Annotated in this window: 26 protein-coding genes and 1 riboswitch; of the genes, 14 read left to right on the top strand and 12 right to left on the bottom strand. The window is 60.4% G+C overall.

Going from position 1 to position 26,745, the window contains the following annotated elements; genetic code table 11:
* The first annotated feature begins 52 nt into the window (after positions 1 to 52).
* Positions 53 to 331 carry a hypothetical protein gene (locus tag ACQKEK_RS00400; protein WP_499140705.1) on the top strand — a complete coding sequence of 93 codons (279 nt, stop codon included), beginning with the start codon at positions 53 to 55 and terminating at the stop codon, positions 329 to 331.
* A gap of 25 nt (positions 332 to 356) precedes the next feature.
* On the opposite strand, the gene ACQKEK_RS00405 is transcribed toward ACQKEK_RS00400, so the two are convergent.
* The gene (locus ACQKEK_RS00405; RefSeq protein WP_499140706.1) at positions 357 to 1,523 is read right to left on the bottom strand and encodes a 1-acyl-sn-glycerol-3-phosphate acyltransferase; all 1,167 of its coding nucleotides are present in this window, start codon (positions 1,521 to 1,523) and stop codon (positions 357 to 359) included.
* A gap of 197 nt (positions 1,524 to 1,720) precedes the next feature.
* On the opposite strand from ACQKEK_RS00405, the gene ACQKEK_RS00410 reads away from it, so the two are divergent.
* The 4 genes from ACQKEK_RS00410 (at position 1,721) to ACQKEK_RS00425 (ending at position 3,789) form a co-directional block, all read left to right on the top strand.
* Positions 1,721 to 1,903: a CPXCG motif-containing cysteine-rich protein gene (locus tag ACQKEK_RS00410; protein ID WP_499140707.1), complete on the top strand. Its 183-nt coding sequence runs from the start codon at positions 1,721 to 1,723 to the stop codon at positions 1,901 to 1,903.
* Positions 1,904 to 2,164: a putative signal transducing protein gene (locus tag ACQKEK_RS00415; protein ID WP_499140708.1), complete on the top strand. Its 261-nt coding sequence runs from the start codon at positions 1,904 to 1,906 to the stop codon at positions 2,162 to 2,164.
* 62 nt (positions 2,165 to 2,226) lie between these two features.
* A complete protein-coding gene (locus tag ACQKEK_RS00420) occupies positions 2,227 to 2,847 on the top strand; it encodes an SOS response-associated peptidase (protein WP_499140709.1) in 621 nt (206 codons plus the stop codon).
* A gap of 132 nt (positions 2,848 to 2,979) precedes the next feature.
* Complete coding sequence (locus ACQKEK_RS00425) at positions 2,980 to 3,789, top strand: M48 family metallopeptidase (protein WP_128121067.1); 810 nt, start codon at positions 2,980 to 2,982, stop codon at positions 3,787 to 3,789.
* A 20-nt stretch (positions 3,790 to 3,809) separates the two neighbouring features.
* Here the strand turns inward: ACQKEK_RS00425 and ACQKEK_RS00430 are convergent, their stop codons facing one another.
* From ACQKEK_RS00430 to ACQKEK_RS00445, 4 genes are all read right to left on the bottom strand, one after another.
* Complete coding sequence (locus ACQKEK_RS00430) at positions 3,810 to 4,253, bottom strand: ester cyclase (RefSeq protein WP_128121026.1); 444 nt, start codon at positions 4,251 to 4,253, stop codon at positions 3,810 to 3,812.
* An 84-nt stretch (positions 4,254 to 4,337) separates the two neighbouring features.
* On the bottom strand, positions 4,338 to 4,925 hold the full coding sequence (locus ACQKEK_RS00435) for a TMEM165/GDT1 family protein (protein WP_499140710.1): 588 nt from the start codon (positions 4,923 to 4,925) through the stop codon (positions 4,338 to 4,340).
* 108 nt (positions 4,926 to 5,033) lie between these two features.
* A riboswitch (yybP-ykoY riboswitch) is annotated at positions 5,034 to 5,140 on the bottom strand.
* A 35-nt stretch (positions 5,141 to 5,175) separates the two neighbouring features.
* Complete coding sequence (locus ACQKEK_RS00440; protein WP_499140711.1) at positions 5,176 to 6,174, bottom strand: methyltransferase; 999 nt, start codon at positions 6,172 to 6,174, stop codon at positions 5,176 to 5,178.
* Between the two features lie 57 nt (positions 6,175 to 6,231).
* Positions 6,232 to 7,194: a 2-hydroxyacid dehydrogenase gene (locus ACQKEK_RS00445; protein ID WP_499140712.1), complete on the bottom strand. Its 963-nt coding sequence runs from the start codon at positions 7,192 to 7,194 to the stop codon at positions 6,232 to 6,234.
* A gap of 60 nt (positions 7,195 to 7,254) precedes the next feature.
* On the opposite strand from ACQKEK_RS00445, the gene ACQKEK_RS00450 reads away from it, so the two are divergent.
* The 5 genes from ACQKEK_RS00450 to ACQKEK_RS00470 all read left to right on the top strand — a co-directional run bounded on the left by ACQKEK_RS00450 (position 7,255) and on the right by ACQKEK_RS00470 (position 16,655).
* Positions 7,255 to 7,884 (top strand): LysE family translocator, encoded by a 630-nt coding sequence (locus ACQKEK_RS00450; protein ID WP_499140713.1) that lies wholly within the window; start codon positions 7,255 to 7,257, stop codon positions 7,882 to 7,884.
* A 153-nt stretch (positions 7,885 to 8,037) separates the two neighbouring features.
* Positions 8,038 to 9,720 carry a fatty acid--CoA ligase gene (locus tag ACQKEK_RS00455; RefSeq protein WP_499140714.1) on the top strand — a complete coding sequence of 561 codons (1,683 nt, stop codon included), beginning with the start codon at positions 8,038 to 8,040 and terminating at the stop codon, positions 9,718 to 9,720.
* A 186-nt stretch (positions 9,721 to 9,906) separates the two neighbouring features.
* Positions 9,907 to 10,563: a YiaD family glycine zipper/OmpA-like lipoprotein gene (locus tag ACQKEK_RS00460; protein ID WP_045429589.1), complete on the top strand. Its 657-nt coding sequence runs from the start codon at positions 9,907 to 9,909 to the stop codon at positions 10,561 to 10,563.
* A 152-nt stretch (positions 10,564 to 10,715) separates the two neighbouring features.
* On the top strand, positions 10,716 to 14,420 hold the full coding sequence (locus tag ACQKEK_RS00465) for a CHASE domain-containing protein (protein WP_499140715.1): 3,705 nt from the start codon (positions 10,716 to 10,718) through the stop codon (positions 14,418 to 14,420).
* A gap of 93 nt (positions 14,421 to 14,513) precedes the next feature.
* Positions 14,514 to 16,655 carry a putative bifunctional diguanylate cyclase/phosphodiesterase gene (locus ACQKEK_RS00470; protein WP_128121032.1) on the top strand — a complete coding sequence of 714 codons (2,142 nt, stop codon included), beginning with the start codon at positions 14,514 to 14,516 and terminating at the stop codon, positions 16,653 to 16,655.
* 15 nt (positions 16,656 to 16,670) lie between these two features.
* Here ACQKEK_RS00470 and yihG read toward each other — a convergent pair whose 3' ends face one another.
* From yihG to ACQKEK_RS00485, 3 genes are all read right to left on the bottom strand, one after another.
* Complete coding sequence (gene yihG, locus ACQKEK_RS00475; protein WP_499140716.1) at positions 16,671 to 17,591, bottom strand: 1-acylglycerol-3-phosphate O-acyltransferase, YihG family; 921 nt, start codon at positions 17,589 to 17,591, stop codon at positions 16,671 to 16,673.
* A gap of 125 nt (positions 17,592 to 17,716) precedes the next feature.
* On the bottom strand, positions 17,717 to 19,813 hold the full coding sequence (pta, locus tag ACQKEK_RS00480; protein ID WP_499140717.1) for a phosphate acetyltransferase: 2,097 nt from the start codon (positions 19,811 to 19,813) through the stop codon (positions 17,717 to 17,719).
* A 100-nt stretch (positions 19,814 to 19,913) separates the two neighbouring features.
* Positions 19,914 to 21,101 carry an acetate kinase gene (locus ACQKEK_RS00485; RefSeq protein WP_499140718.1) on the bottom strand — a complete coding sequence of 396 codons (1,188 nt, stop codon included), beginning with the start codon at positions 21,099 to 21,101 and terminating at the stop codon, positions 19,914 to 19,916.
* Between the two features lie 240 nt (positions 21,102 to 21,341).
* On the opposite strand from ACQKEK_RS00485, the gene ACQKEK_RS00490 reads away from it, so the two are divergent.
* The 4 genes from ACQKEK_RS00490 to ACQKEK_RS00505 all read left to right on the top strand — a co-directional run bounded on the left by ACQKEK_RS00490 (position 21,342) and on the right by ACQKEK_RS00505 (position 24,313).
* Positions 21,342 to 21,827 (top strand): FKBP-type peptidyl-prolyl cis-trans isomerase, encoded by a 486-nt coding sequence (locus ACQKEK_RS00490; RefSeq protein ID WP_045429574.1) that lies wholly within the window; start codon positions 21,342 to 21,344, stop codon positions 21,825 to 21,827.
* A 102-nt stretch (positions 21,828 to 21,929) separates the two neighbouring features.
* Positions 21,930 to 22,412 (top strand): glutathione peroxidase, encoded by a 483-nt coding sequence (locus ACQKEK_RS00495; protein WP_128121035.1) that lies wholly within the window; start codon positions 21,930 to 21,932, stop codon positions 22,410 to 22,412.
* A 134-nt stretch (positions 22,413 to 22,546) separates the two neighbouring features.
* On the top strand, positions 22,547 to 23,143 hold the full coding sequence (locus ACQKEK_RS00500) for a TetR/AcrR family transcriptional regulator (protein WP_499140719.1): 597 nt from the start codon (positions 22,547 to 22,549) through the stop codon (positions 23,141 to 23,143).
* Positions 23,144 to 23,203: 60 nt separating this feature from the next.
* Positions 23,204 to 24,313 (top strand): NADH:flavin oxidoreductase, encoded by a 1,110-nt coding sequence (locus tag ACQKEK_RS00505; protein ID WP_499140720.1) that lies wholly within the window; start codon positions 23,204 to 23,206, stop codon positions 24,311 to 24,313.
* 62 nt (positions 24,314 to 24,375) lie between these two features.
* On the opposite strand, the gene ACQKEK_RS00510 is transcribed toward ACQKEK_RS00505, so the two are convergent.
* From ACQKEK_RS00510 to ACQKEK_RS00525, 4 genes are all read right to left on the bottom strand, one after another.
* Positions 24,376 to 24,987 carry a flavodoxin family protein gene (locus ACQKEK_RS00510; RefSeq protein WP_499140721.1) on the bottom strand — a complete coding sequence of 204 codons (612 nt, stop codon included), beginning with the start codon at positions 24,985 to 24,987 and terminating at the stop codon, positions 24,376 to 24,378.
* A 54-nt stretch (positions 24,988 to 25,041) separates the two neighbouring features.
* Positions 25,042 to 25,800, bottom strand: a complete 759-nt coding sequence (gene cysZ / locus ACQKEK_RS00515; protein WP_499140722.1) for a sulfate transporter CysZ — start codon at positions 25,798 to 25,800, stop codon at positions 25,042 to 25,044.
* A gap of 211 nt (positions 25,801 to 26,011) precedes the next feature.
* On the bottom strand, positions 26,012 to 26,371 hold the full coding sequence (locus ACQKEK_RS00520; protein WP_128121039.1) for a HopJ type III effector protein: 360 nt from the start codon (positions 26,369 to 26,371) through the stop codon (positions 26,012 to 26,014).
* Positions 26,368 to 26,661 carry a DUF1244 domain-containing protein gene (locus ACQKEK_RS00525; protein ID WP_045432104.1) on the bottom strand — a complete coding sequence of 98 codons (294 nt, stop codon included), beginning with the start codon at positions 26,659 to 26,661 and terminating at the stop codon, positions 26,368 to 26,370. The genes ACQKEK_RS00520 and ACQKEK_RS00525 overlap by 4 nt, the downstream gene beginning before the upstream one ends.
* Between the last annotated feature and the right edge of the window lie 84 nt (positions 26,662 to 26,745).

The following is a 26,745-nucleotide window of genomic DNA, read 5'->3' on the forward strand; positions in this document are numbered from 1 at the left end:
CCTCAGTTCGGCCGCCCAGGCCTGTATATTCTCGGCCCAACGGAGAATGCGGTTGTTGCTTGATTTTGCTTGTTCGGCGCTGGCGAGGGTCGCGCCTCTGGTCAACTCACGGGCCTTGCTGATCGCGCTCAGCGGTGCCTGGCTGCTACTGGCGACGCGCTGGCGTCGGCAGCTGTCGAGGGCCGAGACCTCCCTTGCAGGTGCTCGTCTCTCTGCTGCTGAGCAGGGTGGCTTGGCAGCTACCCGGCGTCTTGACCGGTTGTTTCATGGCTTTGGATTCAGCAGTCTGGGACTGGCGTGCCTGCTTTCGTCGCTAACCCGGCTGACCTGACGGCCAGTCGGGTTTGTGTTGAGTCTTAGAGACTCAAGCCAGCTTTCAATCGATACTGGTTACGCACCGGCATGGCGTATTGCTGGATGAGGTAGGGCTGCTGCACGCTTGGGCATGCCGCGAGGCGCTTGCCCCATTCGGCCTCGGCGCGTTCGATTTCCGCACGGCTGAACAGCTCGCTGAGCTCGGGTATCTCCAGCGCCGGGTCGCGATGCTCCCACATCCGATGCGCCAGGAAATTCACCGGAAACAGACGGTAGTCCGTCAGGATTTGCCGGTCGATATCGGCCGCCAGCTGCTTTGCATCCTCGGGTACCTCGCTGATGGGTTTACCGAAGCTGACATGCACCCGACCTTTGTAGCCGGTGATGCCGAGGGCGATGCTGGTGTCATCCTCGCCAGGCGCCTTGGTGTAGCTACCGGTGCTGGCCCGAATGTAGAGCTCGCGTGCCTTGGCCTGATCGCAGGGGTCGTACTCATAGCTGATCGACACCGGCGTCGGACGCAGGGTCGCCAATGTGTCGGAGAAGGATTCTTCCTTGCGGCTCATGTGCAGCATTTTCAGAATCGCCGAATCGGTACGGTCGTTACCGTCCTTGGCCCGCCCTTCGGCCTGGGCAATCCATATTGATTCACCGTCGGTGCGGATCGAGTGGTTGATGTAGGCGGACAGCAGCTGGTAAGCCGCAAGCTTTTCACGTCTACCGGTGACCGAGCGGCGCACAATGAAGCTCTTGTTGAGCCGCATCAGATCGCTGACGAAGGGTCGCTGCAGCAGATTGTCGCCAATGGCGATGCGCGGTGTGCGCATCTTGGCTTGAAATACCGCATAGTTGACGAAAGCCGGGTCCATCACGATGTCGCGGTGGTTGGCGATGAACAGATACGCGCAGCCCGGCCGTAGTTTTTCCAGCCCGGAATAGGTAATGCCATCCGTGGCGCGCTCGATGGTGCGGTCGAGGTACATCTCGATTCGCGCCTGCAGCGTGTCGATCGAATGGATAGTGGCGAATTCGCGTCGCAGTCGTTGCGCTATGAGGGGTTTGAGCATCCAGCCCATAGGGCCGGCCAGCCGCGGGAAGCGGAAGTGCGCCAGAATATCTAGGAATTCCCGGTCGGCGAACAGCCGCGCCATGACAGCAGGGACCTCGGCGTCGGCGTAGGGTCGGATGGCTTCGAATTCGTCCATCATGTTCTCTGTAAGGGTAACAACTGAATAAACCCAGTTACTCAAGGGTCAAAGTTAGGTCTGTGGATGCTGAGTCGCGATCACTGCAGGCTTGGATAAAGCCATGTTGCGCCGATCGGGTCCGCGCATAAATGCGCACTGGAGGCATCTCTACAGAATCCGGACGGCGATTATAGCGGCAAGTCACGCAGGAGACGCTGATGCTGGAAACACAGGACTACCAATGCCCATATTGCGGCGAAGGGGTGGAGGCGCTACTCGATCTGAGCGGTGGCGATCAGCAGTACATCGAAGACTGCTCAGTCTGTTGCCGGCCGATCGTATTCGATCTGCGTACCGACGGCAGCGATTGGCAGCTCGATGTGCGGCGGGAGGATGACTAGATGCGGCGGATATACGAGCCGCGTGATCTGCTCGAGGCGGAGATGCTACGCGGCATGCTGCTCGCCGAAGGTATCGACGTGCATCTGAATGGACGACATCTGATCGGCGCGGTCGGCGAGTTGCCTGTGGCCGGTTTGCTCGGGCTGATGGTCGCCGATGGTGAGGCTGATCGCGCGATGCACTTGATCGCTGCGTACAATGGCGCCGAACCGCTGCCCGGCGACGAGCCGGAAAGCTATCCGGGTGAGCTCATCTGCTGAATGCCGACCGAGTGACGTCGCGGTAGCTGCCTTGATCCTTTTTCCCATCGAGTCCTTTGTTCATGTGTGGCCGCTATGCCCTGTTTCGCTGGAGTCCCGCCTTTGCCGCGCTGCCCGGTTTTCCGTCTGATCAGCAACCGCATTGGAGCCTGGCGCCTGGCGCCTCGGTACTGCTGCTGCGACAGGTCGAAGATGCGCTGCAGCTGAGTCGCGTGCGCTGGGGGCTGACCCCGGCGTGGCTGAGCGATTTTACCCGCACGCCGGCACAGGCCCGGGCGGAAACGCTGGCCGAACAGCCGATGTTTCGAGACGCCTTTCGCCTGCGCCGAGGCGTACTGCCAGCGAACGGTTTCTACGAGTGGAGGGGAACTGCACGTAAGCGACCCTACTGGATGACAACGGAAGACTCGCTGATGTATTTCGCCGCGATCTGGGAGGCTTATCCGGTTGAGGGCCACAGCTACCTCAGTGCGGCGGTGGTGACGCGTCCAGTAGCGAACCAGCGGCGCCCGCTGATGCTGGATCAGGCCGGCATGACCGCCTGGCTCGACCCGCAGACCCCGCTTGAAGTGCTGCAGGTGTTGCTGACCGGACCTCAACCTGCGCTGCGCGAACGGCCCTTGGCGACGTTCGTCAATGATCCCAAGCTGGACGCGCCTGAGTGCCTGACACCAGTGAACTAGGCATTGGCCGCTGCCATCGAAAGGGGACTCAACACTCTTATCAGGCGGGCGACGAGGCGGTGGGCTGTTAGTCGGTTGCCCGGTGCGCTGGCACGCTCTAGCATACGGCGCAGAATTCACGGGAGACGCGACATGTTCAAGCTGCATTCACTCAGCCTTTTTCTGGCGGCCGCCGCGCTTGCCGGTTGTCAGGCCGTCAACACCACCAGCAGCGGTGCTGTTGGCGTCGACCGCAAGCAATACATGTTCAGCATGCTGTCGACCGAACAGGTCAATCAAATGTATGCGCAGTCTTATCAGCAGACTGTGTCGGAAGCGAAGAGCAAGGGTGTGCTCAAAAATAACTCGCCGGTGGCTCAGCGAGTCAATCGAATCGCCAGCAAGCTGATCGCCGAGGTCAAGGCCTTCCGGCCCGACGCAGCCGAATGGGATTGGGACGTGAATGTGATCGACAGTCCGGAACTGAATGCCAACGCCGGCCCAGGCGGGAAGATCATTTTCTATACCGGTCTGATCGAAAAGCTAAACCTGACCGACGACGAGATCGCGGCGGTCATGGGGCATGAGATAGCCCATGCGTTGCGTGAGCACGGCCGCGAAGCCATGTCCAAGGCCTACGGTGTGCAGATGGCAACCCAGATTGGCTCAGCAGTCGGGATTGGCGACGGCAGCCTGCAGCTCGCCAATATGGGGGTGCAGTATCTGATGACGCTGCCCAACAGCCGCAGCAACGAAAACGAGGCTGACCTGATCGGTCTGGAACTGGCTGCGCGGGCTGGGTACAACCCGAATGCCGCGGTCAGTCTGTGGCAGAAGATGGCCGCGGCCGGCGGCTCCGCTCCGCCGGAATTCCTCAGCACCCATCCCTCGTCAGGCAGCCGTACGCAGGCGCTGCAGGAAACTATTCCGAAGGTGATGCCACTGTATAAACAGGGCCGCTGACGCAAATGCCGCTGGCGCCTTCAGGTCGGCGGCAGCTTGATGGGAAGTGGGCTTTCCAGGCCTAGCTGGCTACGGGCACTTTCCAGGTCAAAGAGGGTAGTGATTTCCTCTATGTCGCCGCTCGGATTGAGCGTCCATATCGACATCGCGGCGACCGTGAGGATCTTGCCGCTCGGTGCGAGGCCAAACACGGGTTTCTCCAGCGTTCCGAACAGGGTGCTGGAGGTCACGACGCGATTACCTTCGCTGAGGCACTCGTCTACCGCGACCTCCAGGTCCGGAATGGCTTGGCGGATCTCTCGCACGATCAGACCGAAGCCGGCACTGTTGACCGGCTGCGAGATGAACGAACTTCTGTAGCTGAAGTAGCGGCTCTGAAGCTGTTCAGCTAATGCCAGTCGACCTTTGCTCCAGCTCAGGTCGATATGCTGCCGAACCCGCCGTTTTCGTTCCTCCGGTGACATGCCGCCTGCTCCCCTCGAGTGCCGCCAGAATGCGGTGAATACGCACTCTAACAGTACCCGTAGTGTGGCAATTTGCGCTGCGTATCAGACTGGAAGCATGCCGCTCAAGCTCAGCGCCTGATACACGGCGTACAGTGCCAAGCCGGCAAATCCGATGGCGGCGATTCGGCGGATCAGCGTGAGCGGCATGCGATCAGCGGCGAAATTGCCGGCCAGTACCACCGGCACATTGGCGATCAGCATGCCCAGGGTGGTGCCGATGATCACCAGGATGAAGTCGGGATACTGGGCGGCAAGCATGACGGTCGCAACCTGCGTCTTATCGCCCATTTCGGCGAGGAAGAACGCGATCAGCGTCGCCACGAAGGGGCCGAAGCGTCGCCCGCGAGAAGCTTCTTCTTCCTCGAGTTTGTCGGGGACCAGCGTCCACAATGCGACGGCGGCGAAGGATGCGGCGAGAACCCAGCTGAGTATGGCGGGTGAGACCATCGATGAAACCCAGTTGCCGACGGCTCCGGCAGCCGCATGATTGACCAGCGTGGCCACCACGATGCCCCAGATGATGGGTAGCGGTCGCCGGTAGCGGGCAGCCAGCAATAGCGCGAGCAACTGCGTTTTGTCGCCGATCTCGGCGAGCGCGACGATCAGGGTGGGGACGTAGAACGATTCCAACGGACTTCCTTGCGGGGGCGGGTCGACTAATCACCATGACACGCACCGCCTGCCCGCCCCGGGTCAGGTGTACGTGCCATGGGTCTTGTCAAACCGAGCGCTGCTGCCGAAGCAGCCTGCGCGGGTCGCGTGCGCCATGGTCTGTGGACCAAGTATGTTGACGCATGCCGGGCGGGCTGGGTGCTCGCCGGAGACTACTCCCCCAGGACGGGCGCGAGTTTGCCCGCGCATGGCGCGTTGTGCAAGTCGGTCAGGCACGCTGCGCGCGGTAAATGCGGAAGCCGTCGGCAGTGATCAGCGTTTCGCAGCGGCCCAGATGAGCTTCGATCAGCGGCGGATACTTCAAAAATGCATTGGCCACCAGCCTTAGCTCACCACCGGGCCGGATGTGGCTGGCAGCGCGTTGCAGCAATGCTTCGCTGGCATCATAGTGGGTGTGTACACCCTGGTGAAACGGCGGGTTGCTGATGATCGCCGCGCAGTCTTCTGGAGCAGCGTCGATACCGTCGCCAGCAATCACCTGAGCCTGTAGCCCATTGGCGGCGAGGGTCATGCGACTGCTTTCGACAGCGAACGCATCGACATCCAGCATCACCACTTCGCTCTCTGGATAACGTTTTTTCAGGGAGGCGCCAACGATGCCCGCACCGCAGCCGAAATCCAGCAGCTTACCGGCGGGCAGTCCATCGAGTTGATCCAGCAGCAGCGCGGTCCCGCAATCGAGACGACCATGGCTGAACACGCCAGGCAAGCTGATGATCTGCAGCGGTCCGTCCGCAAGCGAGAGTTCGAAGCGTTGAGCCAGGGTCGGCAGTTCTGGAGCCGGCGGGCTGTTTGTGACCTTGACCTGCCAGAGCTGGCAGTGCCGCGCACTATCGAGCTTCCGCGCTTCGCCGAATGGGGTCAGTTGCTTCGCGGCGCGCTCCACGCCGGCACGTTTCTCACCCACTAGATACAGCAAACGGCCCGGCAATCTGGCAGCCAGTGCATTGAGCAGGTAATCGGTCAGTTCTCGTGACTTGGGCAGAAACAGAACGGCACTATCGAATGGGGCCGTGGGCGGTTCGACACCAAATGTGCAACGACCGGCGAAACGAGTCTGCAGGCTGTGCTGTACTCCGGCGTGCCAACTCCAGCCGACTGCGCCCGGTAACTGTCCAAGCAGATCGTCAGCCGGTAGCCCGGCGAGCAGCAGGTCACCACTGAACAGTTCAGCCTGGCGCAGCAGTACTTCGCTTCGAGGATCCATGATGCCTCCGGACAAAAGCTGGCGAGCTTACCAGCCTTGGCCCCGGCTGCAGAAGCGTCAGCCCACCTGACGCTTTGGAGTACCAGCGAAGAAGGCTTCGGCATTCTCACGCAGCTGGCCCACGATGCGCTGTCTGGCTTCGCGACTTCCCCAGGCACTGTGGGGCGTCACGATCAGGCGCGGTACGTCTGCAGCCAGCAGCGGGTTATCGTTGCTGGGTGGTTCGTTGATCAGCACATCGGTGGCGGCGCCGCCCAGGTGGCCACTACGCAGGGTGTCGGCCAGCGCTTGCTCATCGATAAGGCCGCCACGGGCGGTATTGATGACGAACGCCGCGGGTTTCATCAGTTGCAGTTCGCGAGCCCCGATGAGGTTGCGTGTCTGCTCGGTGAGCGGGCAGTGCAGCGTCAGCGCGTCAATCTGCGGTAGCAACTCGTCCAGCTCCAGCCGGTCCGGGCGAGGCGGGCGCCCGGGCAGGTTGCCGGTCAGCACGCGCATGCCCAGCGCTTCGGCGAGCTTAGCCACCGCGCCGCCCAGCTCACCGTGGCCGAGTACGCCGAGGGTCTTGCCGGCCAACTCGATAATGGGAAAATCTAGCAGGCAGAACTGCCCGCTTTCCTGCCAGCGGCCACGGGCGACGGCGGCCTGATAATCGGGTAGTCGCGTAGCCAGCGCAAGCAGTAGCATCAAGGTGTGCTGCGCCACGGTGGCCGTGCCGTAAGCCTGGCAGTTGCAGACGGCGATCCCTCGCTGTTTGGCAGCAACCAGATCGATGTTGTTGACACCGGTCGCCGCTACCAGAATCAATTTCAGGTCCGGGCAGGCGGCGAGCGTGGCATCGCTCAAGGCGACCTTGTTTACGATGGCGACTTCAGCGCCCTGCAGCCGGGCGACGATTTGCGTTTCGCTGGTCTGCGTATGACAGATCAACTCAGCAAAGGCAGACTGCAAGGGGGTCAGGTCAAGGTCGCCCTGGTCGAGCGGTGATAGATCAAGGAATACAGCGCGGTACTTGCTCATGGACTTTACTCGTATGAATCAGCGGGCGGACGTCCCGCCCCGGAATAACGGAGTCGCTAGATGTACTGGATGGAGTTTCTCACTGTGGCGCTGGTTCACTTGCTTGCTGTCGCCAGTCCCGGGCCCGACTTCGCGGTGGTCGTGCGGGAAAGCGTCGCCCGTGGTCAGCGCAGCGGCAGCTGGACGGCCATCGGAGTAGGCAGCGGCATTTTGGTCCACGTGGTTTATTCGCTGCTCGGGATTGGCTTGATCGTCTCGCAGTCGATCATGTTATTCAATCTTTTCAAATGGTTAGCGGCCGGCTACCTGTTCTATCTCGGTTTTCAGGCACTGCGCGCCAAACCCGTCGCAGTGGATAATCTTGAATCATCCGCGCCCAGTGCTGCGATTAGTCCACGACGCGCTTTTACCGTTGGGTTCATTACCAACGGCTTGAATCCCAAGGCGACGTTGTTCTTTTTGTCCCTATTCACCGTGGTTATCGACCCCCATACCCCGCTCGCCGTTCAGGCGGCCTATGGGTTATATCTGGCATGCGCCACTGGGTTGTGGTTCTGCCTGGTGGCCTGGTTGTTCAGCCGCGAGCGCGTACGGGCCGGTTTTGCTCGCATGGGGCACTGGTTCGACCGCGTCACGGGCGCGGTATTGATTGGTCTTGGCGTTCGGCTGGCGGCCAGCGAGATCGCCTGATCGGCCGCGCCTGTCCTTGCGTGGAGTTTGTCTCCGCAGGTTGAACAACTGTGCAGCCAGATGTCCGAAGAGGAAAGCGGTACGGCCAGGTCGCGTAAACGGCCCGCGCCAACAGCTAGCGAGCGTCTCATAACATCAATAACAGGAAGCCCTATGTTGCAGACACGAGTGATCAAACCCGCCGCCAACGCCTACCAGTACCCCCTGTTGATCAAAAGCCTGCTGTTGTCGGGGCAGCGCTACGAGCGCACCCGTGAGATCGTCTATCGCGATCAACTGCGTTTCGACTATCGCACCCTGGGCGAGCGCATTGCCCGGCTTGCCAACGTGCTGACCAACGCGGGGGTAAAGGCGGGCGACACGGTGGCGGTGATGGATTGGGACAGCCATCGCTACCTCGAATGCATGTTTGCGATTCCGATGATCGGGGCGGTGGTGCATACCATCAACGTGCGGCTATCGCCCGAGCAGATTCTTTACACCATGAATCATGCTGAAGACCGCTTTGTTCTCGTCAATAGCGAGTTCGCGCCGCTGTACCACGCAATCGCCGGGCAGCTGACAACGGTCGACAAGACACTGCTGATCACCGATGCCGACGACAAGCAGTGCGATTTGCCGAACTGCATCGGTGAATACGAAAGCTTGCTAGCGGCCGCCGAGGCCAAGTACGACTTCCCAGACTTTGACGAAAATTCGGTGGCGACCACGTTCTACACGACCGGTACCACCGGTGACCCCAAGGGAGTCTATTTCACGCACCGTCAGCTGGTCCTGCACACGCTGGCCGGTGCGGTGACGGTCGGCTGTCGCGAGAACCCTCAGCTGATGGCAGCGGGCGACGTGTATATGCCGATTACGCCGATGTTCCATGTACACGCCTGGGGCTTGCCCTATGTGGCGACGATGTTGGGCCTCAAGCAGGTTTATCCGGGGCGCTATGATCCGGAGCTGCTGATCGAGCTCTGGCGTCGAGAGAAGGTCACCTTTTCTCATTGCGTACCGACCATCGTGCAGATGCTGCTAAAAGCCAAGGCGGCGCAGGGCACCGACTTCGGCGGCTGGAAGATCACCATCGGCGGCAGTGCGCTTACCCGTGGCCTTTACGAGTCGGCTCGGGCATGTGGCATGCAATTGGTGGCGGCCTACGGGATGTCGGAAACCTGTCCATTGATTTCCGGTGCCCATATCAACGACGAGCTGCGCAACGCCAGTGAAGACGAACAGACCACCTACCGCCTCAAGGCCGGGATCCCGGTGGTGCTGGTTGATGCCGCAATCCAGGCGGCTGACGGCAGTTTTCTTCCGGCCGATGGCGTGTCTCAAGGAGAGCTGGTGCTTCGGGCCCCCTGGCTGACGCAGGGTTATGCGGGCAATCCGGAGAAGAGCGAAGAGCTGTGGGCGGGCGGTTGGCTGCATACCGGTGACGTCGCCACCCTCGACGAAATGGGCAACATCGACATTCGTGACCGCATCAAGGACGTCATCAAGACGGGCGGTGAGTGGATTTCATCCTTGGCGCTGGAAGGTCTGATCAGTCGGCACGATGCCGTGCGCGACGTGGCGGTGGTAGGCGTGCCGGATGAGCGCTGGGGCGAACGACCCTTCGCCTTACTAGTGCTCTGTGAAGGCAAGCATCTAGACGCGCGCGCATTGCAAGCGTTCCTTGAGCCAGCAGTTGAGCAGGGGCAGCTCAACAAATGGGCGATTCCGCAGCAGATCGCCGTCGTCGAGGATATTCCCAAGACCAGCGTCGGTAAGCTTGATAAGAAGCGTATCCGTTTGGACATCGCACGTTGGCTGGAAGACGGCAGTAGCGCCATCTCTTCGGTGTAGGTTTGGCTGTTCTGGCTCGACTAGCGTCGCCTCGGAGTGAAACGCGGTCGAGTTGGCTTCCTGTGCTTGAACTCACGGCTTCGTCGGGACGTTCCGGTTCTGCGGGTGGACGGGGTGTTACCCTAGCGAGGAAATTCCAGCCTGTGCGTTCGGCAGGTTGGCGTCCCGTAGATGAAGGAAGTAAACATGAAATCGATCAGTAACCTAACCGCACTTGCCGCCACCCTTGCGCTGCTGGTTGGCTGTACCAACAATCCTTATACCGGTGAGCGCGAAGCTGGTAAGGCCGGTATTTACGGCGGCATCGGTGCGGTCAGTGGTGCGGTAATCGGCGCAGCAACCTCCAGCAAAAAGGACCGTGCCAAAGGCGCATTGATCGGAGCCACCGTCGGTGGGGCCGCTGGCGGCGGCTATGGTTACTACGTCGATACCCAGGAAGCCAAGTTGCGCCAGACGTTGCAGGGCACAGGCGTACAAGTGCAGCGCCAAGGCGATAACCTGACGCTGATCATGCCCGGCAACATTACCTTTGCAAGCAATTCAGCTGACATTTCCAGTAGCTTCTATCCAACGCTTAATTCATTGGTTCAAGTATTCAAAGAGTTCAATAAGAACGGTGTCGACATCATCGGCCATACCGACAGTACCGGCTCGCAGCAACTGAATCAGGACCTTTCAAATCGCCGCGCGCGTAGCGTTGCCAACTATTTGGAAGGCAACGGCGTGCCCGGTTCACGTATCTCATCTTATGGTGCCGGCTCGAGCCAACCGATCGCCAGCAACGATACCGCTGCCGGGCGCGCACAGAACCGTCGTGTAGAGATCAACCTGCGCCCGCTGTAAGCGGCTAAGCGCAAGCGAGACTGTCAGGGCTCGCTTGCGTCATTCGGGTGGCGTCAGCTTTACGGCTGATTGTCGCTTCTATTGAACCTCTGAACGATCTACGACTCTGAAGCTTGTGACAGCGAGCCATGTAGTGGCACTGAGGAGGTCGAATGGATGATCGTTCCGCTCTCCATTCTCGTAAGCCTTGGCTGCCATTGGTAGTGACGCTGGCCCTGATGGTAGGGCTCGGAGGATGGGTTGGCTGGCAATGGCATGTTCAGGAAATGCGGGTGCGCGCCGAGCAGGCCCAGCGATTCAATCTGGCGGTCAATGACGTTGAAAGCACTCTGCGTGAGCGTATGCGCGCGTACGAGATGGTTTTACGAGGTCTGGCGGGGCTTTTCGTCGGGAGTGATGCAGTCAGTCTGCAGGACTGGAATCGGGCTTCCGATCAGCTTCAGCTCCAGGATTTCTACCCCGGCATCCAAGCCATTGCTCTGGCCCGCTATGCGCGCACAGAGAACCTCAGCGTTCTGCTCGCGAAGATTCGCGAGGGAGGGCGTGATTTCCGCATCTATCCCCGGGGTGAGCGCAGCGAATACCTGATCGTGGATTACATTCATCCGCTTGATTGGCGTAACCGTCGTGTACTTGGCTTCGACATGATGAGTGAGGATACGCGCAGGCAAGCCGTCATGGCGGCGCGCAACATCGGCACACCGATGCTCACCGGGCCGTTGCGGCTCAAGCAGGAAACCGAACAGAATGTCCAAGTGGGCATCCTGCTATACCTCCCGCTTTATCGGGCCGGCGCCCCCGTTACCACGTTGGAAGAACGCCAGGAAGCCTTTGCCGGAACCCTTCACGGTGCCTTCCGGCTAACCGACTTAATGGAGGGGGTGCTGGGTTCGCGTAGCAAGCTGTTCCAGTTGCAGCTGTTCGACGCCGCCGCCCCAGACGAGCCCTTGCTGGTCGGACGAGCGCCGGTGAGTAGCGACGCCAGCTTCCATCGCACCCGCAATATCTACATGTACGGCCGTAGCTGGCAGCTGGAAGTTGCCAGCACACCAGAATACGAAGCCATCCTCAACCGGGTGGGCCGGGCCTTCAATCTGGTTGCTGCGCTGACTGCAGCTGTGCTGTTTTCGCTGTTGATTGGCGGCTATCTATATTTGCGTGAACGGGCTTTGCGCAACAGCCAGACGCTTGGCGCGCAACTTCAGGAGCGCGAGGCATGGTTTCGACAGCTGATTGAGCAGCTGCCAGTGGCCACTGTGCTTTGCAGTGATAAAGGGCGGATCGAACTGGCCAACCAGAGTGCCGCTACGCTGCTTGGTAGCAGCGCTGGCCTGCTCGCTGGCGAGCGCCTCAGTCGCTACGTCCCGGGGGCGCTTGACGAGACCGCGAGCGGGCCACAACTTGAAGCCGATCAGCGGGAAAGCCAAGCGTTGCGCGAAGATGGCTCGCCGGTCCCGGTTTCGCTCAGCCTGACCAGCTTCAAGCGCGACAAGTCCGTTCACCATCTGCTCAATCTGGTCGACCTGCAGCAACGCAAGCGGGACGAAGAGCGTTTTCGTAATGTGGTCGAAGCCTCGCCAAACGCCTTTGTGCTGTTCGATCATGACGGCCGAATCGTGATGGTCAACCGCCAGACTGAGTTGCTGTTTGGTTACAACCGGCAGGAGCTGCTAGACCAGCCAGTCGAGATGCTGATTCCGGAGTCGATGCGCAAGACCTACCTCGAAGTACGGCATCGTTTCGGTCAATCCCCTGAGTCGCGTCGGCTGGGTGAAAATCGCGAGCTTTTCGGACGCCACCGCGATGGTCATCTCGTGCCTGTTGAAGTTGGCTTGTCGCCGCTGCGTAGCGGGGATGAGCATCTGGTGCAAGCTGTGGTGACCGATATCGCTCATCGCAAAGCTGCAGAGCGGCGACTGCGCGATCAGGCTAACGAGTTGATGGTCGCCAATCGCTACAAGTCCGAATTCCTCGCCAACATGTCGCACGAGCTGCGCACCCCACTGAACAGCATTCTTATCCTCAGTGATCAGCTGAGGCAGAACGCTGCGAGCAACCTGACCGAGAAGCAGGTCCGCCATGCCGACATCATTCATCGGGCCGGTCACGACCTGTTGCAGCTGATCAACGATGTACTCGATCTGGCCAAGATCGAGGCTGGGCATATGCAGATTAAGTCGGAACCGCTGGACCTCGGCGAGTTGCTGGCGGAGCTGGTTGCGAACCTCGAGCCGATGGCCGCCCAAAACGGGCTGACCCTCAAGGCCCGGATAGACGAGGGAGTTCCTGCTTCGCTGGTTAGTGACCGGGCCCGGCTTCAGCAGATTTTGCGAAACCTGATTACCAATGCTCTGAAGTTCACCGAACACGGTTCCGTTGATATACACGTGTCCAGCCAGCAGGCTGAAAGCGCTGTCGATACAGAAATGCTGCAGATCTGCGTAACCGACACCGGCATCGGTATTGCCGAGGATCAGCACGAACGAATCTTCCAGGCGTTCCAGCAGATCGACGGCTCCATCAGTCGGCAATACGGCGGCACCGGGCTGGGGCTGGCCATAGCGCGTCAGCTTGCAGAAGTGCTCGGTGGTGGAATCCGGCTTAAAAGCGCGCCAGGCCAGGGCTCGAGTTTTACGGTCGAACTGCCCTTGAAAGTTGCCGCAACTCCAGAAATCCGCACGCTGCGGCCGCTGCAGCGGCGTGGCCAGGGTGGCGGTCTGCTGATTGTCGAGGACGACGCCGATTTCGCCTCGGTAGTGGCCGAGGTGGCCCAGTCCCACGGATTCTCCAGCGTTGTCTGCGGGACCGGACAAGAAGGGCTGGATGCGCTAGCTCGGGACCATTTCGCAGCGGTGATTCTGGATGTCCTGCTGCCTGATATCAGCGGTTGGCAGGTCCACCGGGTGCTGCGAGCCGACCCCAGGCACCAGGACACGCCGGTGTACATCATTTCCTGCGTGCCACAGCCGCAGGGCTGGTCGGATGACGGTTCACGCTACCTGGTCAAACCCGTGGCTCAGTCGGAACTGGAGCGCCTGTTTGTTGATCTGTCGCAGCAGGAAGGTAATTCGACGCGGCTTCTGCTGGTGGAAACCGAGCCGGATCGGCGCCGTCAGCTGCGGGAGCATTTCGAGCGGCTCGGCTACCGGGTCAGCGAATGCCAGCGCAGTGAAGAGGCCCGGCTGGCCTATGCTGAGCACAGCTACGCGGTGCTGATCGTCGACTTCGACCTCCCCGGCGAAGACGGGCTCGACCTGCTGGACGCACTGGACCGCCTGCGGCCCCTGAAAGACGTCAGGGTGATCCTGACCAGTCGCGAAACGTTATCGGAAAAGAATCTGCAGCGGCTTAAGCGTTATTCATCAGTTGCGTTGTCGAAAACAGAAGGAATGGAGCATATGGAAGATGCACTGAAGCCCGACGGGGTAGAAGCTGCAACGTGGGCAAGGGAAGAACTGGAGCATCCCCTTTTGGGGCAGCGGGTACTATTGGTCGATTCGGATGTGCGGGCGATTTATGCCATCAGCGCCATGCTTGATGAGCAGGGGCTGCAGGTGGTGCCAGTCACGACCGGTTCCGAGGCGCTGGAGCGCTTCGATCATGATGCCTTTGATCTTGCGCTGGTGGACCTGTCCATGCCGGATAATGGCGGTCCCGAGCTGATCCGTCAGCTCAGAAACGACTATGGTTGTCAGGTGCCGATTGTGGCAATGGCGGTCGGCTCTGACACGGCTTCTGCAGAACAGAACCTCCCGGCCGGTGCTGACGATATCCTGTTCAAACCGGTCGACGGCACCAGACTGGCCGAGCTGCTTCGGCGTCTGGAACGTACTGATGGCCCTCATGCAAGTCCGTAAGGAGAAGTGTGTGACGCATCGTTCAAGCCGAACTGACGTCCCTGCCGACGTCGGTAGCGGAAGCCAAATCATGCTGTGTTGGGGGCTCGGCTGATGGCATGGTCGCAACCCCAATCAAAGCCTCGGACCCGGACATTGCTGGTCGTCGATGATCGCGAGGCGAACCTGGTAGCCATGGAGGCCCTGCTCGGCGACGGCGACTGGCAGGTCCATACGGTTAATTCTGGTGAAGCCGCGTTGCAGGCGTTGCTCGATCTGGACGTCGAACTGGTGTTGCTGGACGTCCAGATGCCAGGCATGGACGGATTCGAAGTGGCGCGCCTGATGCGCGGCAGTCCGCACGCGCGCTACACGCCGATCATCTTCGTATCGGCCATTGCGCATACGCGTGAGTCGGTTCTGCGTGGTTACGCGACGGGTGCGGTGGATTTTATTCTTAAGCCGTTCGATCCGCAGGTGCTCAAACACAAGATCAATACATTGCTCAGCCATGAGCATAATCGGCGTGACTTGCAGCTGCTCAGCCAGCAGCTCGACAGTGCAAGGGCGTTTAACGCTTCCGTACTCAACAACGCTGCCGAAGGCATTCTGGTGGTAGGTGAGGACGGATTCATCAACTTCGCCAACCCGGCGATCGCCAAAATGCTCCACGCCAGCGTCGATGATCTGCAAGGTACCGCGCTGATCAAGCATCTGGCCTCGCCGCAGATGCCGATGGCCTGGCGCGATACCGATTTCTACCAACATTGGCGTAGCGGCAATACCTATCGTCTTCATGAGGCGCAGCTGTTCACCGCCAACGGAGACACGCTGCCAGTGGCACTGTCTTCATCGCCGCTGCCTCGTCAGCAGCGCTCAATGGTCGTGATCGCCCTGGACATGTCGGTGGTGCGCAGCCTGCACGTGCAGCTGGAAACCCAAGCGGTAACCGATTCGCTCACGGGCCTGCTCAATCGTCGCGGTTTTCATCAGGCGCTGGATTCGGCTTTGGCGCGGGTCGATCGCAACGGCAAGCGCATGGCCATCCTCTATATCGACCTTGATGGTTTCAAGCGCATCAACGATTCGCTGGGGCACGATGCCGGCGACGAGATTCTCTGTCGCGTAGCGCGCGTATTGGAAGCCTGCATGCGTCCATACGACATCATCGCCCGAATGGGAGGTGACGAGTTCACTGCGTTGCTGGACTCTCTGGATCATCCGGAAGATGCCGCCAGGGTGGCGGAAAAGCTCATCGAGTTGATTTCGGTTCGACATACCATCGACGGCACGGATGTCACGCTCGGTGCCAGTATTGGCATTGCGAATTTTCCGGATTGCGGCCAGAGCGTCGAAGAGTTGCTTCGCTCGGCGGACATGGCCATGTACGAGGCCAAACGCAACGGCCGGCAGCAATATCGCTTCTTCTCCGGTGAGATGAACGGGCGGGCCCACGCGCGCCTGATGATGGAAGAAAACTTGCGTAGCACCATCGAGCGCAATGGTTTCGCTTTGGCCTATCAGCCGCAGGTCGTGCTCGAGACCGGTGAGCTGCGTGGGTTCGAGGCCTTGCTGCGCTGGAATTACGCCGGGCGCGGTTCGGTGGAGCCGAGTGTATTCATCCCCTTGCTGGAAGAAACCCGGCTAATTGACCGGGTCGGCGAATGGGCGCTGCGCGAAGGCCTGGCCCAGTGCCGCGACTGGCGTGAGCGATTCGGCGACAAGCTGGTGCTGAGCTTCAACGTCAGCCCGGTGCAGTTCCGCCGGGCCGGATTGATCGACGAGTTGCGCCGGCTGCTCGATGAATATCAGCTTGATCCCCGACAGTTGGAGCTGGAGGTCACCGAGGGCGCACTGATGGAGGACCTGGAGCAGAGCTGCGACAAGCTTCGTCAGCTGCGTGAGCTGGGGGTCAGGGTGGCGGTAGATGACTTCGGCACCGGTTACTCATCGCTGGCTTACCTGCGCCATTTCGATCTGGATACGCTGAAGATTGATCGATTGTTCATCGCCAACATGCTCGATTCGCCCCGCGATGCGGCAGTGGTCAGCACCATTATCGATCTGGGGCGGAACCTGGGACTGGAGGTGATTGCCGAGGGCGTTGAAACGCTGGCCCAGCGCGAGTGGCTGATCGATCATGACTGCCACGTGATGCAAGGGTTTCTGGTCGCGCCAGGGCTGGCTGTTGAGGACGCTCTGGAATTTCCGCGAACAATCGACTGGCTAAATCTTGAATATCGACCGGCCGGCTAGTGCCGGCCTGTTGGGCTAACCCGAAGCGCCATGACGAGGCGGGTATTGGTGATGTAGCTTTTCGAGCTCAGCATCTTTGTCGCTCCAGAGCTCATTGACCCACTCCTGAAAGCTCAACCGGTAGGCTTCGTCCTGGTCGTAGCTACGGTGTAGGAACTCGGCAGGGATTGGCTGCGAGTCGATGCGCATCACGACCCGGCCGATTCGGCCGCAGAGCAGGTCCCAGAAGCTTGAATTACCGTCCGGGTAGTGAATGGTGACGTTGATCAGTGCCGTCAGTTGCTCGCCCATCGCATCGATCACGAACGCAATGCCGCCGGCCCGGGGTTTGAGCAAGTAGCGGTAGGGCGATGCCTGTTCAGTGTGCTTGTCCTCGGTGAAACGAGTGCCTTCGAGAAAATTGAACACCGACACCGGGTTGGTCCGGTAGCGCTCACAGGCCTTGCGGGTGGTGGCCAGATCCTCGCCGCGCTTCTCCGGGTACTTGGTCAGGTACTCCTTGCTGAAGCGCTTCATGAAGGGAAACTCGAGCGCCCACCAGCACAGGCCGATGACCGGCACCCAGATCAGCTCCTGCTTGAGGAAGAACTTCAGGATCGGCATCCGCCGGTTGAACTGGTACTGCAACATCAGGATGTCAGCCCAGCTCTGGTGGTTGCTGGTGACCAGATAGGAGTGTTGCAGATCGACCTTTTCGAGTCCCTGCACGTCCCACTCGGTTCGCCGCACCAGATCCATCCAGAAGCTGTTCACGGCCATCCAGGATTCGGCGATCCAGTGCATGCCAAAGCGCAATGCGCGCTGAATACGCGGGACCGGTAGCGCAAGCTTGAGCAACGACAGGGCAAACAGCGGCCAGCACCAGAACAGCGTGTTCAACGCCAGGGTCAAGCCAGCCAGGACACCCCGTAGTGGGGCAGGAAGGACGCTCAGCATCGATTGGATCTTATATCCGTCAATAAAGGCGGCAAGAGTACCGATTGCGGGCTGAACTGCAAGGCAAAAAGTAGCGCCTGGCATTGCGAAGCGCCCGTCCAGACTGGCCGGGCGCGGGACGCAGGTTAGGCCTTCTGGTTGTCAGCTTGCAGAGCGGTCAACGCGATGGTGAACACAATGTCGTCCACCAGTGCACCGCGGGACAGGTCATTGACCGGCTTGCGCAGGCCTTGCAGCATCGGGCCGACGCTGATCACGTTGGCGCTGCGCTGAACCGCCTTGTAGGTGGTGTTGCCCGTGTTCAGGTCAGGGAAGATGAACACAGTGGCTTGACCTGCCACCAGGCTGTTAGGCGCCTTTTGCTTGCCGACACTGGCGACCGATGCGGCGTCGTACTGCAGCGGACCGTCGATTGGCAGGGTGGGTGCGCGCTCCTGGGCGATGCGTGTGGCTTCAGCAACCTTTTCCACCTCGGCGCCACTGCCGGACGTGCCAGTGGAATAGCTGATCATCGCCACGCGCGGGTTGACGCCCAGCGCGACGGCCGATTCGGCGCTCTGCAGGGCAATCTCCGCCAGCTCGGTGGCACTCGGATTCGGATTTACAGCGCAGTCGCCGTAGACCAGTACTTGATCCGGCAGCAGCATGAAGAACACCGACGAGACCAGGCTGTAGCCTGGGGCTGTCTTGATCAGTTGCAGCGCCGGGCGAATGGTGTTAGCGGTTGTGTGTATGGCGCCGGAAACCAGACCGTCCACTTCGTCGAGCGCCAGCATCATGGTGCCAAGGACCACCGTGTCCTTGAGCTGCTCACGCGCATCGTCTGGAGTCAGCCCCTTGGCCTTGCGCATTTCGCACATCGGCTCGACGTACTGGTTGATGATCAGCTCCGGATCGAGAATCTCCAGGCTTGCCGGCAGCTGGATACCTTGCTCGCGAGCAACTGCCTGGACTTCTTCCGGCTTGGCCAGCAGTACACAGCGCGCGATGCCGCGCTCCTGACAAATGGCCGCGGCGCGGATGGTGCGCGGCTCGTTGCCTTCCGGCAGAACGATGCGCTTGTTAGCTTGCTGTGCGCGCTTGACCAGCTGGTAGCGGAACGCCGGAGGCGACAGGCGCAACTCGCTGCGGGGTACGCTGAGTCGGGTATGCAGCAGTTCGGGCTGCAGGTGCTGCGCAATGAAGTCAGTAACCTGGCTGGCACGCTCGATGTCGTCCGCTGGGGTTTCCTTGTTCAGCCCGAACAGGTTGGTCGCCGTATCGTAGGAGCCCGTCTGTACGGTCATCACCGGCAGGCCGCCATCCAGTGCCGCTTTGCAGAGCTCGAGAATCCGCGGGTCGGGCGCGAAGTCACTGCACAGCAGCAGACCAGCGAGCCTGACGCCATTGAGCGAGGCCAGGCTCGCCGCCAGGATGATGTCGTCGCGGTCACCCGGGGTGACCACCAGTACGCCCGGCTGCAGCAGTTGCACTGTGTTGGGGACGGCTCGGGCGCACAGGACGATCTGTTCGACGCGACGCTGCTCCGCTTCACCGGCGTGAAGGACCTTGGCGTCGAGCAACTCGGCGATGTCACGGGTCCGCAATGCGTTGAGTTTGTCGGCGAAGGGGATCGCGCCGAGCAACTGGAAGTCCGCGGTGCCCAGGACCGGCAGCTGGGCCTTGAGGCGCTCGATGAAGGCCGACGTGCCGTCCTCACTCTTGACCTTGTTGAGAATGACGCCCAGCACTTTCGGATCCTTGGCGCCACCGAACAGCTGGGCCTGGATCTCGATGCGCTCGGCCAAACGCTTGAGTGTGTCAGTTCCTTGCGCGGCGATCAGGATGACATCCGCGTCCAGGCTTTTCGCCAGATGCGTATTAATCCGCGACGTGTGGTTGAACTCACGCGTCGGCACCATGCCTTCCACGATGACCACGTCCTTGCCCGCAGCAACGTCCTGATAGCGGCTGACCACGTCCTCGAGTAGCAGGTCGAGTTCTCCATCGGCCAACTGGCGCTCGACTTGCTCCAGCGGCAGCGGCTCGGGCGACACGATATTCAGGGTGCGCTCTACCAGGACACAGGAGCGCTCTCGGCCCTGGTCATGCGGAAAGGGCTGGGCGATGGGCTTGAAGAAGCCGACCTTCAGCCCGGCACGCTCGAGCGCGCTGATCAGGCCAAGGCTGATGGAGTTGAGGCCGCCGCCAAAACCGCAGGGGGCGAGGAATAAGGTATGCATGATGATCTCCTATCGGGCGAAGGGCGATGCCAAGTAGACGAAACCCGACGCCGTGTGCGGTCGTCGGGTTCGTGCGGTGCGTCTGGCTGTCGGCGCGCTATCAGGCGTCGAGCAGCGCCAGCGTGTCCAGCGCGATCTGACGTTCTTCGTTGGTCGGTACCACCAGCACACGGGGGCTGCCTGCCGCTTGAATCTCTCCACCAACACCGCGCGTGCAGCGTGCGTTGGCTTCTTCGTCCAGCGTGAAGTTGAACAGTTTCAGGTGTTCGAGGGTGCGGGTACGCACCGCCATCGAGTTCTCGCCGATGCCGCCAGTGAAGATCAGTCCATCGAGTTTCGGCAGGGCGCAGGCCATGCTTGCCAGTGATTTGGCCAAGCGGTAGCAGAACACTTCGAATGCCAGGGTGGCGCCGGCATGCCCGGCGACACGGGCCTCCTGCAGGGTGCGCAGGTCGTTGGACAGCCCGGAAAGACCTTTCAGGCCGCTGTCGTGATTGAGCATGCGATCGATCTGCTCCAGGCTCCAGCCCAGGGTGCGGTTCAGGTAGCTGTGCAGGTTGGGGTCGACATCACCGCTGCGAGTGCCCATTACCAGACCTTCCAGCGGGGTCAGCCCCATGCTGGTGTCGCGGCTCTCGCCGTTGACGATGGCGCACGTCGAGCAGCCATTGCCCAGGTGAGCCGTCAGCCAGCTGCTGTCATCGACTGGGAGCCCGGTCATCTCAGCGGCACGCTTGCTGACGTAGTTGTGGCTGGTACCGTGGAAGCCGTAGCGGCGGACGCTGTGTTCCTTGTAAAGGAATTCCGGCACGGCGTAGCGGAACGCATGTTCCGGCATGGTCTGGTGGAAGGCGGTATCGAACACGCTGACCTGCGGCAGGCCAGGGAACAGGGCCATAGCCGCATCGATCCCGACCAGGTTGGCCGGGTTGTGCAATGGCGCCAACTGGGCGCTGTCGCGAATCGCCTTCAGCACCGGCTCGTCGATCAGGCTGGAACCGGTGAAATGCTCGCCACCATGGACCACACGATGGCCGATGCCGTCCAGTTTGCCGCCTGCGGCCTCCTGGGCTACCGGCAGCAACTTTTCGAGCGCGGCACGGTGATCGGCACCTGGGATGTTCAAGCTCTGCTTGGTGTCCCCCAACTGCCAGTGCACCACGGCTTCGGGGGAGCCGAGACGTTCGGCCAGGCCCTGCAGGGGAAAAGAGGCTTGGGCTTCGTTGACCAGCGCAAATTTGATCGACGAGCTGCCGCAGTTAATCACCAGGATGTTTCGAGCTGACATCGGTGCTCCTTGGGTGCGAGATAATTGTTGAAATAGGTCGCCTACAGTTACAGGTGCGAATTCTTGCACAACCTGGGGAGCTGCGATGCTCTCCAAAGGTTGTATTCGGCACCGCCCTGGGCACGAATCCGCGTGGAGCAAGCCAAGCTGCCGATGGTCCCTTAAATCGTGCGTCGGTTCGCAATCAATGCAGCTCGCGGTTAGACTTTCACATACATTCCCCAACAAAGGTTTTGCCTCATGCAGATTGCCGCTAACAAGGCTGTGTCAATCGACTACACACTCACCAACGATGCCGGTGAAGTGATCGACAGCTCGGCCGGCGGCGCGCCGCTGGTCTATTTGCACGGTTCGGGCAACATCATTTCCGGTCTGGAAAAGGCCCTGGAAGGCAAGCAAGGCGGTGACGAAGTGAAGGTCGCCATCGAACCGCAGGATGCCTACGGTGAGTACAGCCCGGAGCTAGTCGCCACTCTCAATCGTGCGATGTTCGAAGGCGTCGACGAGCTGGAAGTCGGCATGCAGTTTCACGCCTCCGGCCCGGACGGCGGGATGCAGATCGTCACCATTCGTGATGTCGAAGGCGACGATGTGATCGTTGACGGTAATCATCCGCTGGCCGGGCAGCGCCTCAACTTCGAAGTCAAGATTGTTGATGTGCGTGAAGCCAGCGAAGAAGAAATCGCTCATGGTCATGTGCATGGCGAAGGTGGTCACCAACACTGATTGGCGCCCGCAAGCGGCTGGTCAGCGAGAAGCCCGGATCGAACGGGCCATGGAAGCGCTTCGGTTCTGCCGGAGCGCTTTTTTACTCTGGAGTAGAAACACATGAGCGCGTTTCACGAGTTGGTTCTGCCCGGCCTTGCGGGCCAGGAACTTCCCCTAGCGCCGTTGAAATCCCAGGTGACACTGGTGGTCAATGTGGCTTCCGAGTGCGGTCTTACGCCTCAATACGCAGGCTTGCAAGCGCTGCATGAGCGTTACCAGGATCGTGGTTTCGGCGTACTGGGCATTCCCTGCAACCAGTTCGCTGCTCAGGAGCCGGGCAGCAATGCGGAAATCCTGCAGTTTTGCGACGAGAATTACGGCATCACCTTTCCGATCAGCAGCAAGCTCGAGGTCAACGGCTCGCAGCGTCACCCGTTGTACCGCCTGTTGGCAGGAGAGGGCGCTGACTTCCCAGGCGACATCAGCTGGAACTTCGAGAAGTTTCTGGTGGGCAAGGACGGACGTGTGCTGGCGCGCTTCTCGCCGCGCACTGCGCCGGATGATCCTGCGCTGATCCAGGCCATCGAAAGCGCGCTCGCCTGAGCGCGCCATCTCCTATCAAAGCCGTGTGTTGTTGCTGACGGCTTCTCGAAGTCGATATCGCGACAGCATGGCTCTGCAATAAGTGTCGTGGATGATGGTGTTCGGTCTAGACGACCGGTCATATCCTCGGCGCCATGAGCAATCAAGCCCGCACCGACAAGCGTGACCTGATCCTGGCCAAAGGGGCACAGGTGATGACCCGTCGTGGCTACCACGGCACCGGCGTGCTGGAAATCGTCCAGGCTGCCGGCATTCCCAAAGGTTCCTTCTATCACTACTTCGCCAGCAAGGAAGACTTCGCCTTGCAGGCGCTGGAGCATCTTTACCTGCCTCGGCTGGAGCGCTATCAGGCGGCGCTACTTGAGTCTCCGCTGAGCCCCCGGGCGCGCATTCTGGGTTATTACGCAGACCTCATTGCGCACTTCGCTCGGCAGGAATGCCCGGAATACCATTGTTTCATCGGCAGCCTGAGCTTCGAGATGGCTGAACTGTCACAGCCCATCGGCCAGCAAGTCGAGGCGATTTTGCTGCGTTCGGTCAGAGTGCTCGCCGACTGCCTCGAACAGGCTTGCGCGGCCACCGAGCTTGATGCCGATACCGATTGCCTAGCGCTGGCTGAATTCATCGGCAATGCCTGGGAGGGCGCCTTGTTGCGCATGAAGGTTGGCCGCAGTGTCACGCCGTTGAAGATATTTCTGACCCAGCTGGAGCGTCTGCTGACGCCCCGCTGATTTTTTGTGGCGATCGGCGAGACGACCGGTCGCTTTTGCTTCAAGCCAGAGGAGACAGCAATGACTGCAGCCGTGAATGCCCTGTTCCAACCCTTCCAACTCGGTAGCTTGCAACTGCCAACGCGTGTCGTGATGGCGCCTATGACCCGTTCCTTCTCTCCTAACGGAGTGCCAACCGCGGACGTCGTCGAGTACTACCGCCGTCGTGCCGCGTCGGGTGTGGGGTTGATCATCACCGAGGGCACCACGGTCGGCCACAAGGCGTCCAATGGCTATCCGCAAGTGCCGCGCTTCTACGGCGAAGCCCCGCTGGCCGGCTGGAAAGCGGTGGTCGAGGCCGTGCACGCGGCCGGCGGCAAGATCGTTCCGCAGTTGTGGCACGTGGGCAATGTTCGTCACAAGGGAACCGAGCCGGAGCCGGAAGTGCCGGGTTACGGCCCGATGGAGAAGGTGAAGGATGGCGAGGTCGTGGTGCACGGCATGACCAAACAGGATATTCAGGGCGTGATCGCAGCGTTCGCCCAGGCCGCCAAGGATGCCCAGGCCATCGGCATGGATGGTGTCGAGATCCACGGGGCGCACGGCTACCTGGTTGACCAGTTCTTCTGGGAGGGCAGCAACCAGCGCACCGACGAGTACGGTGGGAGCCTGGCCAATCGCTCCCGCTTCGCCATCGAGCTGATCGAGGCGGTACGCGCGGCGGTAGGACCGGACTTTCCGATCATTTTCCGCTTTTCTCAGTGGAAGCAGCAGGACTACTCAGCGCGCCTGGTCACCACGCCGGAAGCGCTTGGCGAATTCCTCGAGCCGCTTTCTGCGGCGGGTGTGGACATCTTCCATTGCTCGACTCGCCGATTCTGGGAGCCGGAGTTCGAAGGTTCCGACCTCAACCTCGCTGGCTGGACCCGTCAGCTGACTGGCAAGCCCACCATCACCGTCGGCAGCGTGGGGCTCGATGGAGAGTTCCTGCAGTTCATGATCAAGACGGACAAGGTGGCGCAGCCAGCCAACATCGAGGGGTTACTCGAACGTCTGAACAAGCAGGAGTTCGATCTGGTGGCGGTAGGACGCGCACTGATTTGCGATCCGGACTGGGCGTTGAAGGTGAAAGAAGGGCGTATGCAGGACATTCTGCCCTTTAGTCGTGAAGCGCTGAAAACGCTGGCCTGACGCGCGACGCAATCTCTAGCTGCACAGAAGCCATCCTAGGGATGGCTTCTTTTTGCGCATCGTTATTGCGAGGCACCGGGATAACCGGCCTGCTTTAGCAGCTTGGCCAAGTGCACGGCGTTGCGCGCCAACATCGCGTTGGTCTTACCGATCTTCTCGCCAGGATCTTCCACATCCTTGTAATCCGTCGACCCCATCGCCGGTCCGACCCAATAGGTGCAGCCGTTGGCAGGGATGGTGAAGCCTACGTCATTCAGTCCCTGATAGAGACTGGCAACCACATGATGGGCGCCATCCTCGTTACCCACCACCGCGACGCAAGCAACCCGCCCGTACGAGACCATCCGCTGCTCGTCGTCCACTTCACCAATGAACGCGTCCAGGCGCTCCAGTACGCGCTGACAAACGCTGGATGGATGGCCAAGCCAGATCGGCGTGCCGAGAATCAGAATGTCCGCTGCAAGCAACTTTTCCCGAATCATCGGCCAGTCGTCACCTTCGCCTTCGTCTGACGTCACGCCGGGCTTGATGTTGAAGTCCACTGCGCGGACCTGCTCGCAGCTGACGCCGAGTTTTTCCAGCTCGCGCTGCGCCTGGCTCAGCAACAAGCTACAGGACGATTCTTCGGGTGATGCCTTTAGTGTGCAGTTGATTGCGAGGGCGGTAAGCGCCATTGAGGGTCTCCCGGTGTGAGGTGTTCAAATCTAGACACCTGAACGTCCCGCAGTTCAAGAATCGGCCACGGTGGGCATTGTCGATATTCCGCCCTCACGCACCCAGAACAGCGTTGCAGCTGCCACAGCTGCCGGCATGATCAACAGATTGACGAAGGGAATCAGCAGCGCTGCGTAGGTTACCGCGCCGAGACTCAGGCTTTTCCAGCGGCGCTGGCGCAGCCAGACCATCATTTCGTCCCAGCTCAGCTTGTTGTTGTCCGCTGGATAATCGATGTACTGCACCGCCATCATCCAGACGCCAAACAGAAGCCAAAGTGGCGCTGCGACCAGATTGACCACCGGAATGAATGACAGGATCAGTAACACCAGCGCACGGGGTGCGAAGTACGCCAGTTTGCGTGCCTCACGTCCGATGGTTCGCGGCAACATGGCCAGCAGCTCGCTCCAGCTGAACGGCGGGGCGCTATCGACTCCGCGTGCCACGGTTTCCACCTTTTCCGCGAGAAAGCCGTTGAAAGGGGCGGCAACGATGTTGGCGAGCATGGTGAAGGTGAAGAACACGATCAGCACCACCAGCACTACGAACAGCGGCCAAATGATGTATTCAAGGAACATTAACCACTCGGGGAGGTTAGGCATGAAGGCGTCGACCCAGCCGCCAAACTGGCGCACCGCCAGATATATCAGGCCGCAGAACAGCAACAGATTGACGGTCAGCGGCAGAATGACGAACAGCCTGAGGCCGGGACTAAGAATCAGCTTCAGGCCTTCACGTAGGTATTGGGGGCCGGATAGGGCAGCGACGGGCATTGACGATACTCCGGAAAGGACGGTCCGGACCTTACCGGCTTTGTCGGGGTGGGAAAAGCGGGATCACAGTCGATAGGACTGGACTATTAGGCCGATCGGCTTTATGCAATAGCCAGCGTTGCGCTTGGCTTTTAGGCTAGCCCCGAAATCTCTTTTTGGTTTTCAGGGCCGTCCGCTTCAAGCCTTCCCCAAGTGCCTGGCCGGCCCTTTTTTATTTCTCTTCGAAATTCACCGGTTTGCGCCTCAGCGGCTGCTGGTCAAAGCGCACGCCCGGGAGTCCGGTGTCCATCAGGGCGCGGATGTTCAAGTGGTCGGATCCACTGGGGTTCTCCAGCACTGATTGATAGTGCTCCCCGAACGCAAGCAAGGCTTCTTCTGTAGTGAAGCCTTCCAGCACGGCCAGGCCCAACGTTTTGCACGAGCCCTCGTTCTGCCCGGCAGCGTTTTCAACGCTGCCATTGAAAAAGCGGGTTGGCTGGTAGTCATAGGCGCTGGCGATGAATGCCAGCGTCTCGCTGAATGGGTGGTTTCGGTTGCGCAGACTGGCGCGAAAGTCCCTGAGGCTGCTCATGGTTTTTGGGCCTTGTCGAACGCAGCCTGTTGCTCAGGCGTCGCGTCCTTTTGATAGCGTTTCTTCCAATCCGCGTATGGCATGCCGTAGACCTCTTCGCGAGCCTCATCAAGGCTGACTTCGATATCCAGGTCATCGGCGGCGGCCTTGTACCATTTCGACAGGCAATTGCGACAGAAGCCGGCCAGGTTCATCAGGTCGATGTTTTGTGCGTCCGGGCGGCTGCGCAGGTGCTGGACTAGGCGGCGGAAAGCGGCGGCTTCGAGTTCGGTGCGTTCTTGTTCATTCATTTCAAGGGTCTCGGCGTTGCAGACTTCGGCGGGATCATAACCTCGACGCAGGCCGTGGGCCAGATAGCGGCGGGGAACTTTAGC

The organism is Pseudomonas sp. NPDC077408, from assembly GCF_050269105.1.
In the GTDB taxonomy this organism is placed as follows: Bacteria; Pseudomonadota; Gammaproteobacteria; order Pseudomonadales; family Pseudomonadaceae; genus Stutzerimonas.

What these genes read in the sequence shown, in the direction of transcription:
- ACQKEK_RS00485 (WP_499140718.1), bottom strand. Translation starts at nt 21,101, where the DNA reads ATGTCAGCTCGAAACATCCTGGTGATTAACTGCGGCAGCTCGTCGATC.
- ACQKEK_RS00440 (WP_499140711.1), bottom strand. Translation starts at nt 6,174, where the DNA reads ATGGATCCTCGAAGCGAAGTACTGCTGCGCCAGGCTGAACTGTTCAGT.
- ACQKEK_RS00455 (WP_499140714.1), top strand. Translation starts at nt 8,038, where the DNA reads ATGTTGCAGACACGAGTGATCAAACCCGCCGCCAACGCCTACCAGTAC.
- ACQKEK_RS00495 (WP_128121035.1), top strand. Translation starts at nt 21,930, where the DNA reads ATGAGCGCGTTTCACGAGTTGGTTCTGCCCGGCCTTGCGGGCCAGGAA.
- ACQKEK_RS00450 (WP_499140713.1), top strand. Translation starts at nt 7,255, where the DNA reads ATGTACTGGATGGAGTTTCTCACTGTGGCGCTGGTTCACTTGCTTGCT.
- ACQKEK_RS00430 (WP_128121026.1), bottom strand. Translation starts at nt 4,253, where the DNA reads ATGTCACCGGAGGAACGAAAACGGCGGGTTCGGCAGCATATCGACCTG.
- ACQKEK_RS00465 (WP_499140715.1), top strand. Translation starts at nt 10,716, where the DNA reads ATGGATGATCGTTCCGCTCTCCATTCTCGTAAGCCTTGGCTGCCATTG.
- ACQKEK_RS00470 (WP_128121032.1), top strand. Translation starts at nt 14,514, where the DNA reads ATGGCATGGTCGCAACCCCAATCAAAGCCTCGGACCCGGACATTGCTG.
- ACQKEK_RS00420 (WP_499140709.1), top strand. Translation starts at nt 2,227, where the DNA reads ATGTGTGGCCGCTATGCCCTGTTTCGCTGGAGTCCCGCCTTTGCCGCG.
- ACQKEK_RS00520 (WP_128121039.1), bottom strand. Translation starts at nt 26,371, where the DNA reads ATGAGCAGCCTCAGGGACTTTCGCGCCAGTCTGCGCAACCGAAACCAC.
- yihG (WP_499140716.1), bottom strand. Translation starts at nt 17,591, where the DNA reads ATGCTGAGCGTCCTTCCTGCCCCACTACGGGGTGTCCTGGCTGGCTTG.
- ACQKEK_RS00410 (WP_499140707.1), top strand. Translation starts at nt 1,721, where the DNA reads ATGCTGGAAACACAGGACTACCAATGCCCATATTGCGGCGAAGGGGTG.
- cysZ (WP_499140722.1), bottom strand. Translation starts at nt 25,800, where the DNA reads ATGCCCGTCGCTGCCCTATCCGGCCCCCAATACCTACGTGAAGGCCTG.
- ACQKEK_RS00490 (WP_045429574.1), top strand. Translation starts at nt 21,342, where the DNA reads ATGCAGATTGCCGCTAACAAGGCTGTGTCAATCGACTACACACTCACC.
- ACQKEK_RS00445 (WP_499140712.1), bottom strand. Translation starts at nt 7,194, where the DNA reads ATGAGCAAGTACCGCGCTGTATTCCTTGATCTATCACCGCTCGACCAG.
- ACQKEK_RS00425 (WP_128121067.1), top strand. Translation starts at nt 2,980, where the DNA reads ATGTTCAAGCTGCATTCACTCAGCCTTTTTCTGGCGGCCGCCGCGCTT.
- ACQKEK_RS00505 (WP_499140720.1), top strand. Translation starts at nt 23,204, where the DNA reads ATGACTGCAGCCGTGAATGCCCTGTTCCAACCCTTCCAACTCGGTAGC.
- ACQKEK_RS00460 (WP_045429589.1), top strand. Translation starts at nt 9,907, where the DNA reads ATGAAATCGATCAGTAACCTAACCGCACTTGCCGCCACCCTTGCGCTG.
- ACQKEK_RS00405 (WP_499140706.1), bottom strand. Translation starts at nt 1,523, where the DNA reads ATGATGGACGAATTCGAAGCCATCCGACCCTACGCCGACGCCGAGGTC.
- ACQKEK_RS00525 (WP_045432104.1), bottom strand. Translation starts at nt 26,661, where the DNA reads ATGAATGAACAAGAACGCACCGAACTCGAAGCCGCCGCTTTCCGCCGC.
- ACQKEK_RS00510 (WP_499140721.1), bottom strand. Translation starts at nt 24,987, where the DNA reads ATGGCGCTTACCGCCCTCGCAATCAACTGCACACTAAAGGCATCACCC.
- ACQKEK_RS00415 (WP_499140708.1), top strand. Translation starts at nt 1,904, where the DNA reads ATGCGGCGGATATACGAGCCGCGTGATCTGCTCGAGGCGGAGATGCTA.
- ACQKEK_RS00500 (WP_499140719.1), top strand. Translation starts at nt 22,547, where the DNA reads ATGAGCAATCAAGCCCGCACCGACAAGCGTGACCTGATCCTGGCCAAA.
- pta (WP_499140717.1), bottom strand. Translation starts at nt 19,813, where the DNA reads ATGCATACCTTATTCCTCGCCCCCTGCGGTTTTGGCGGCGGCCTCAAC.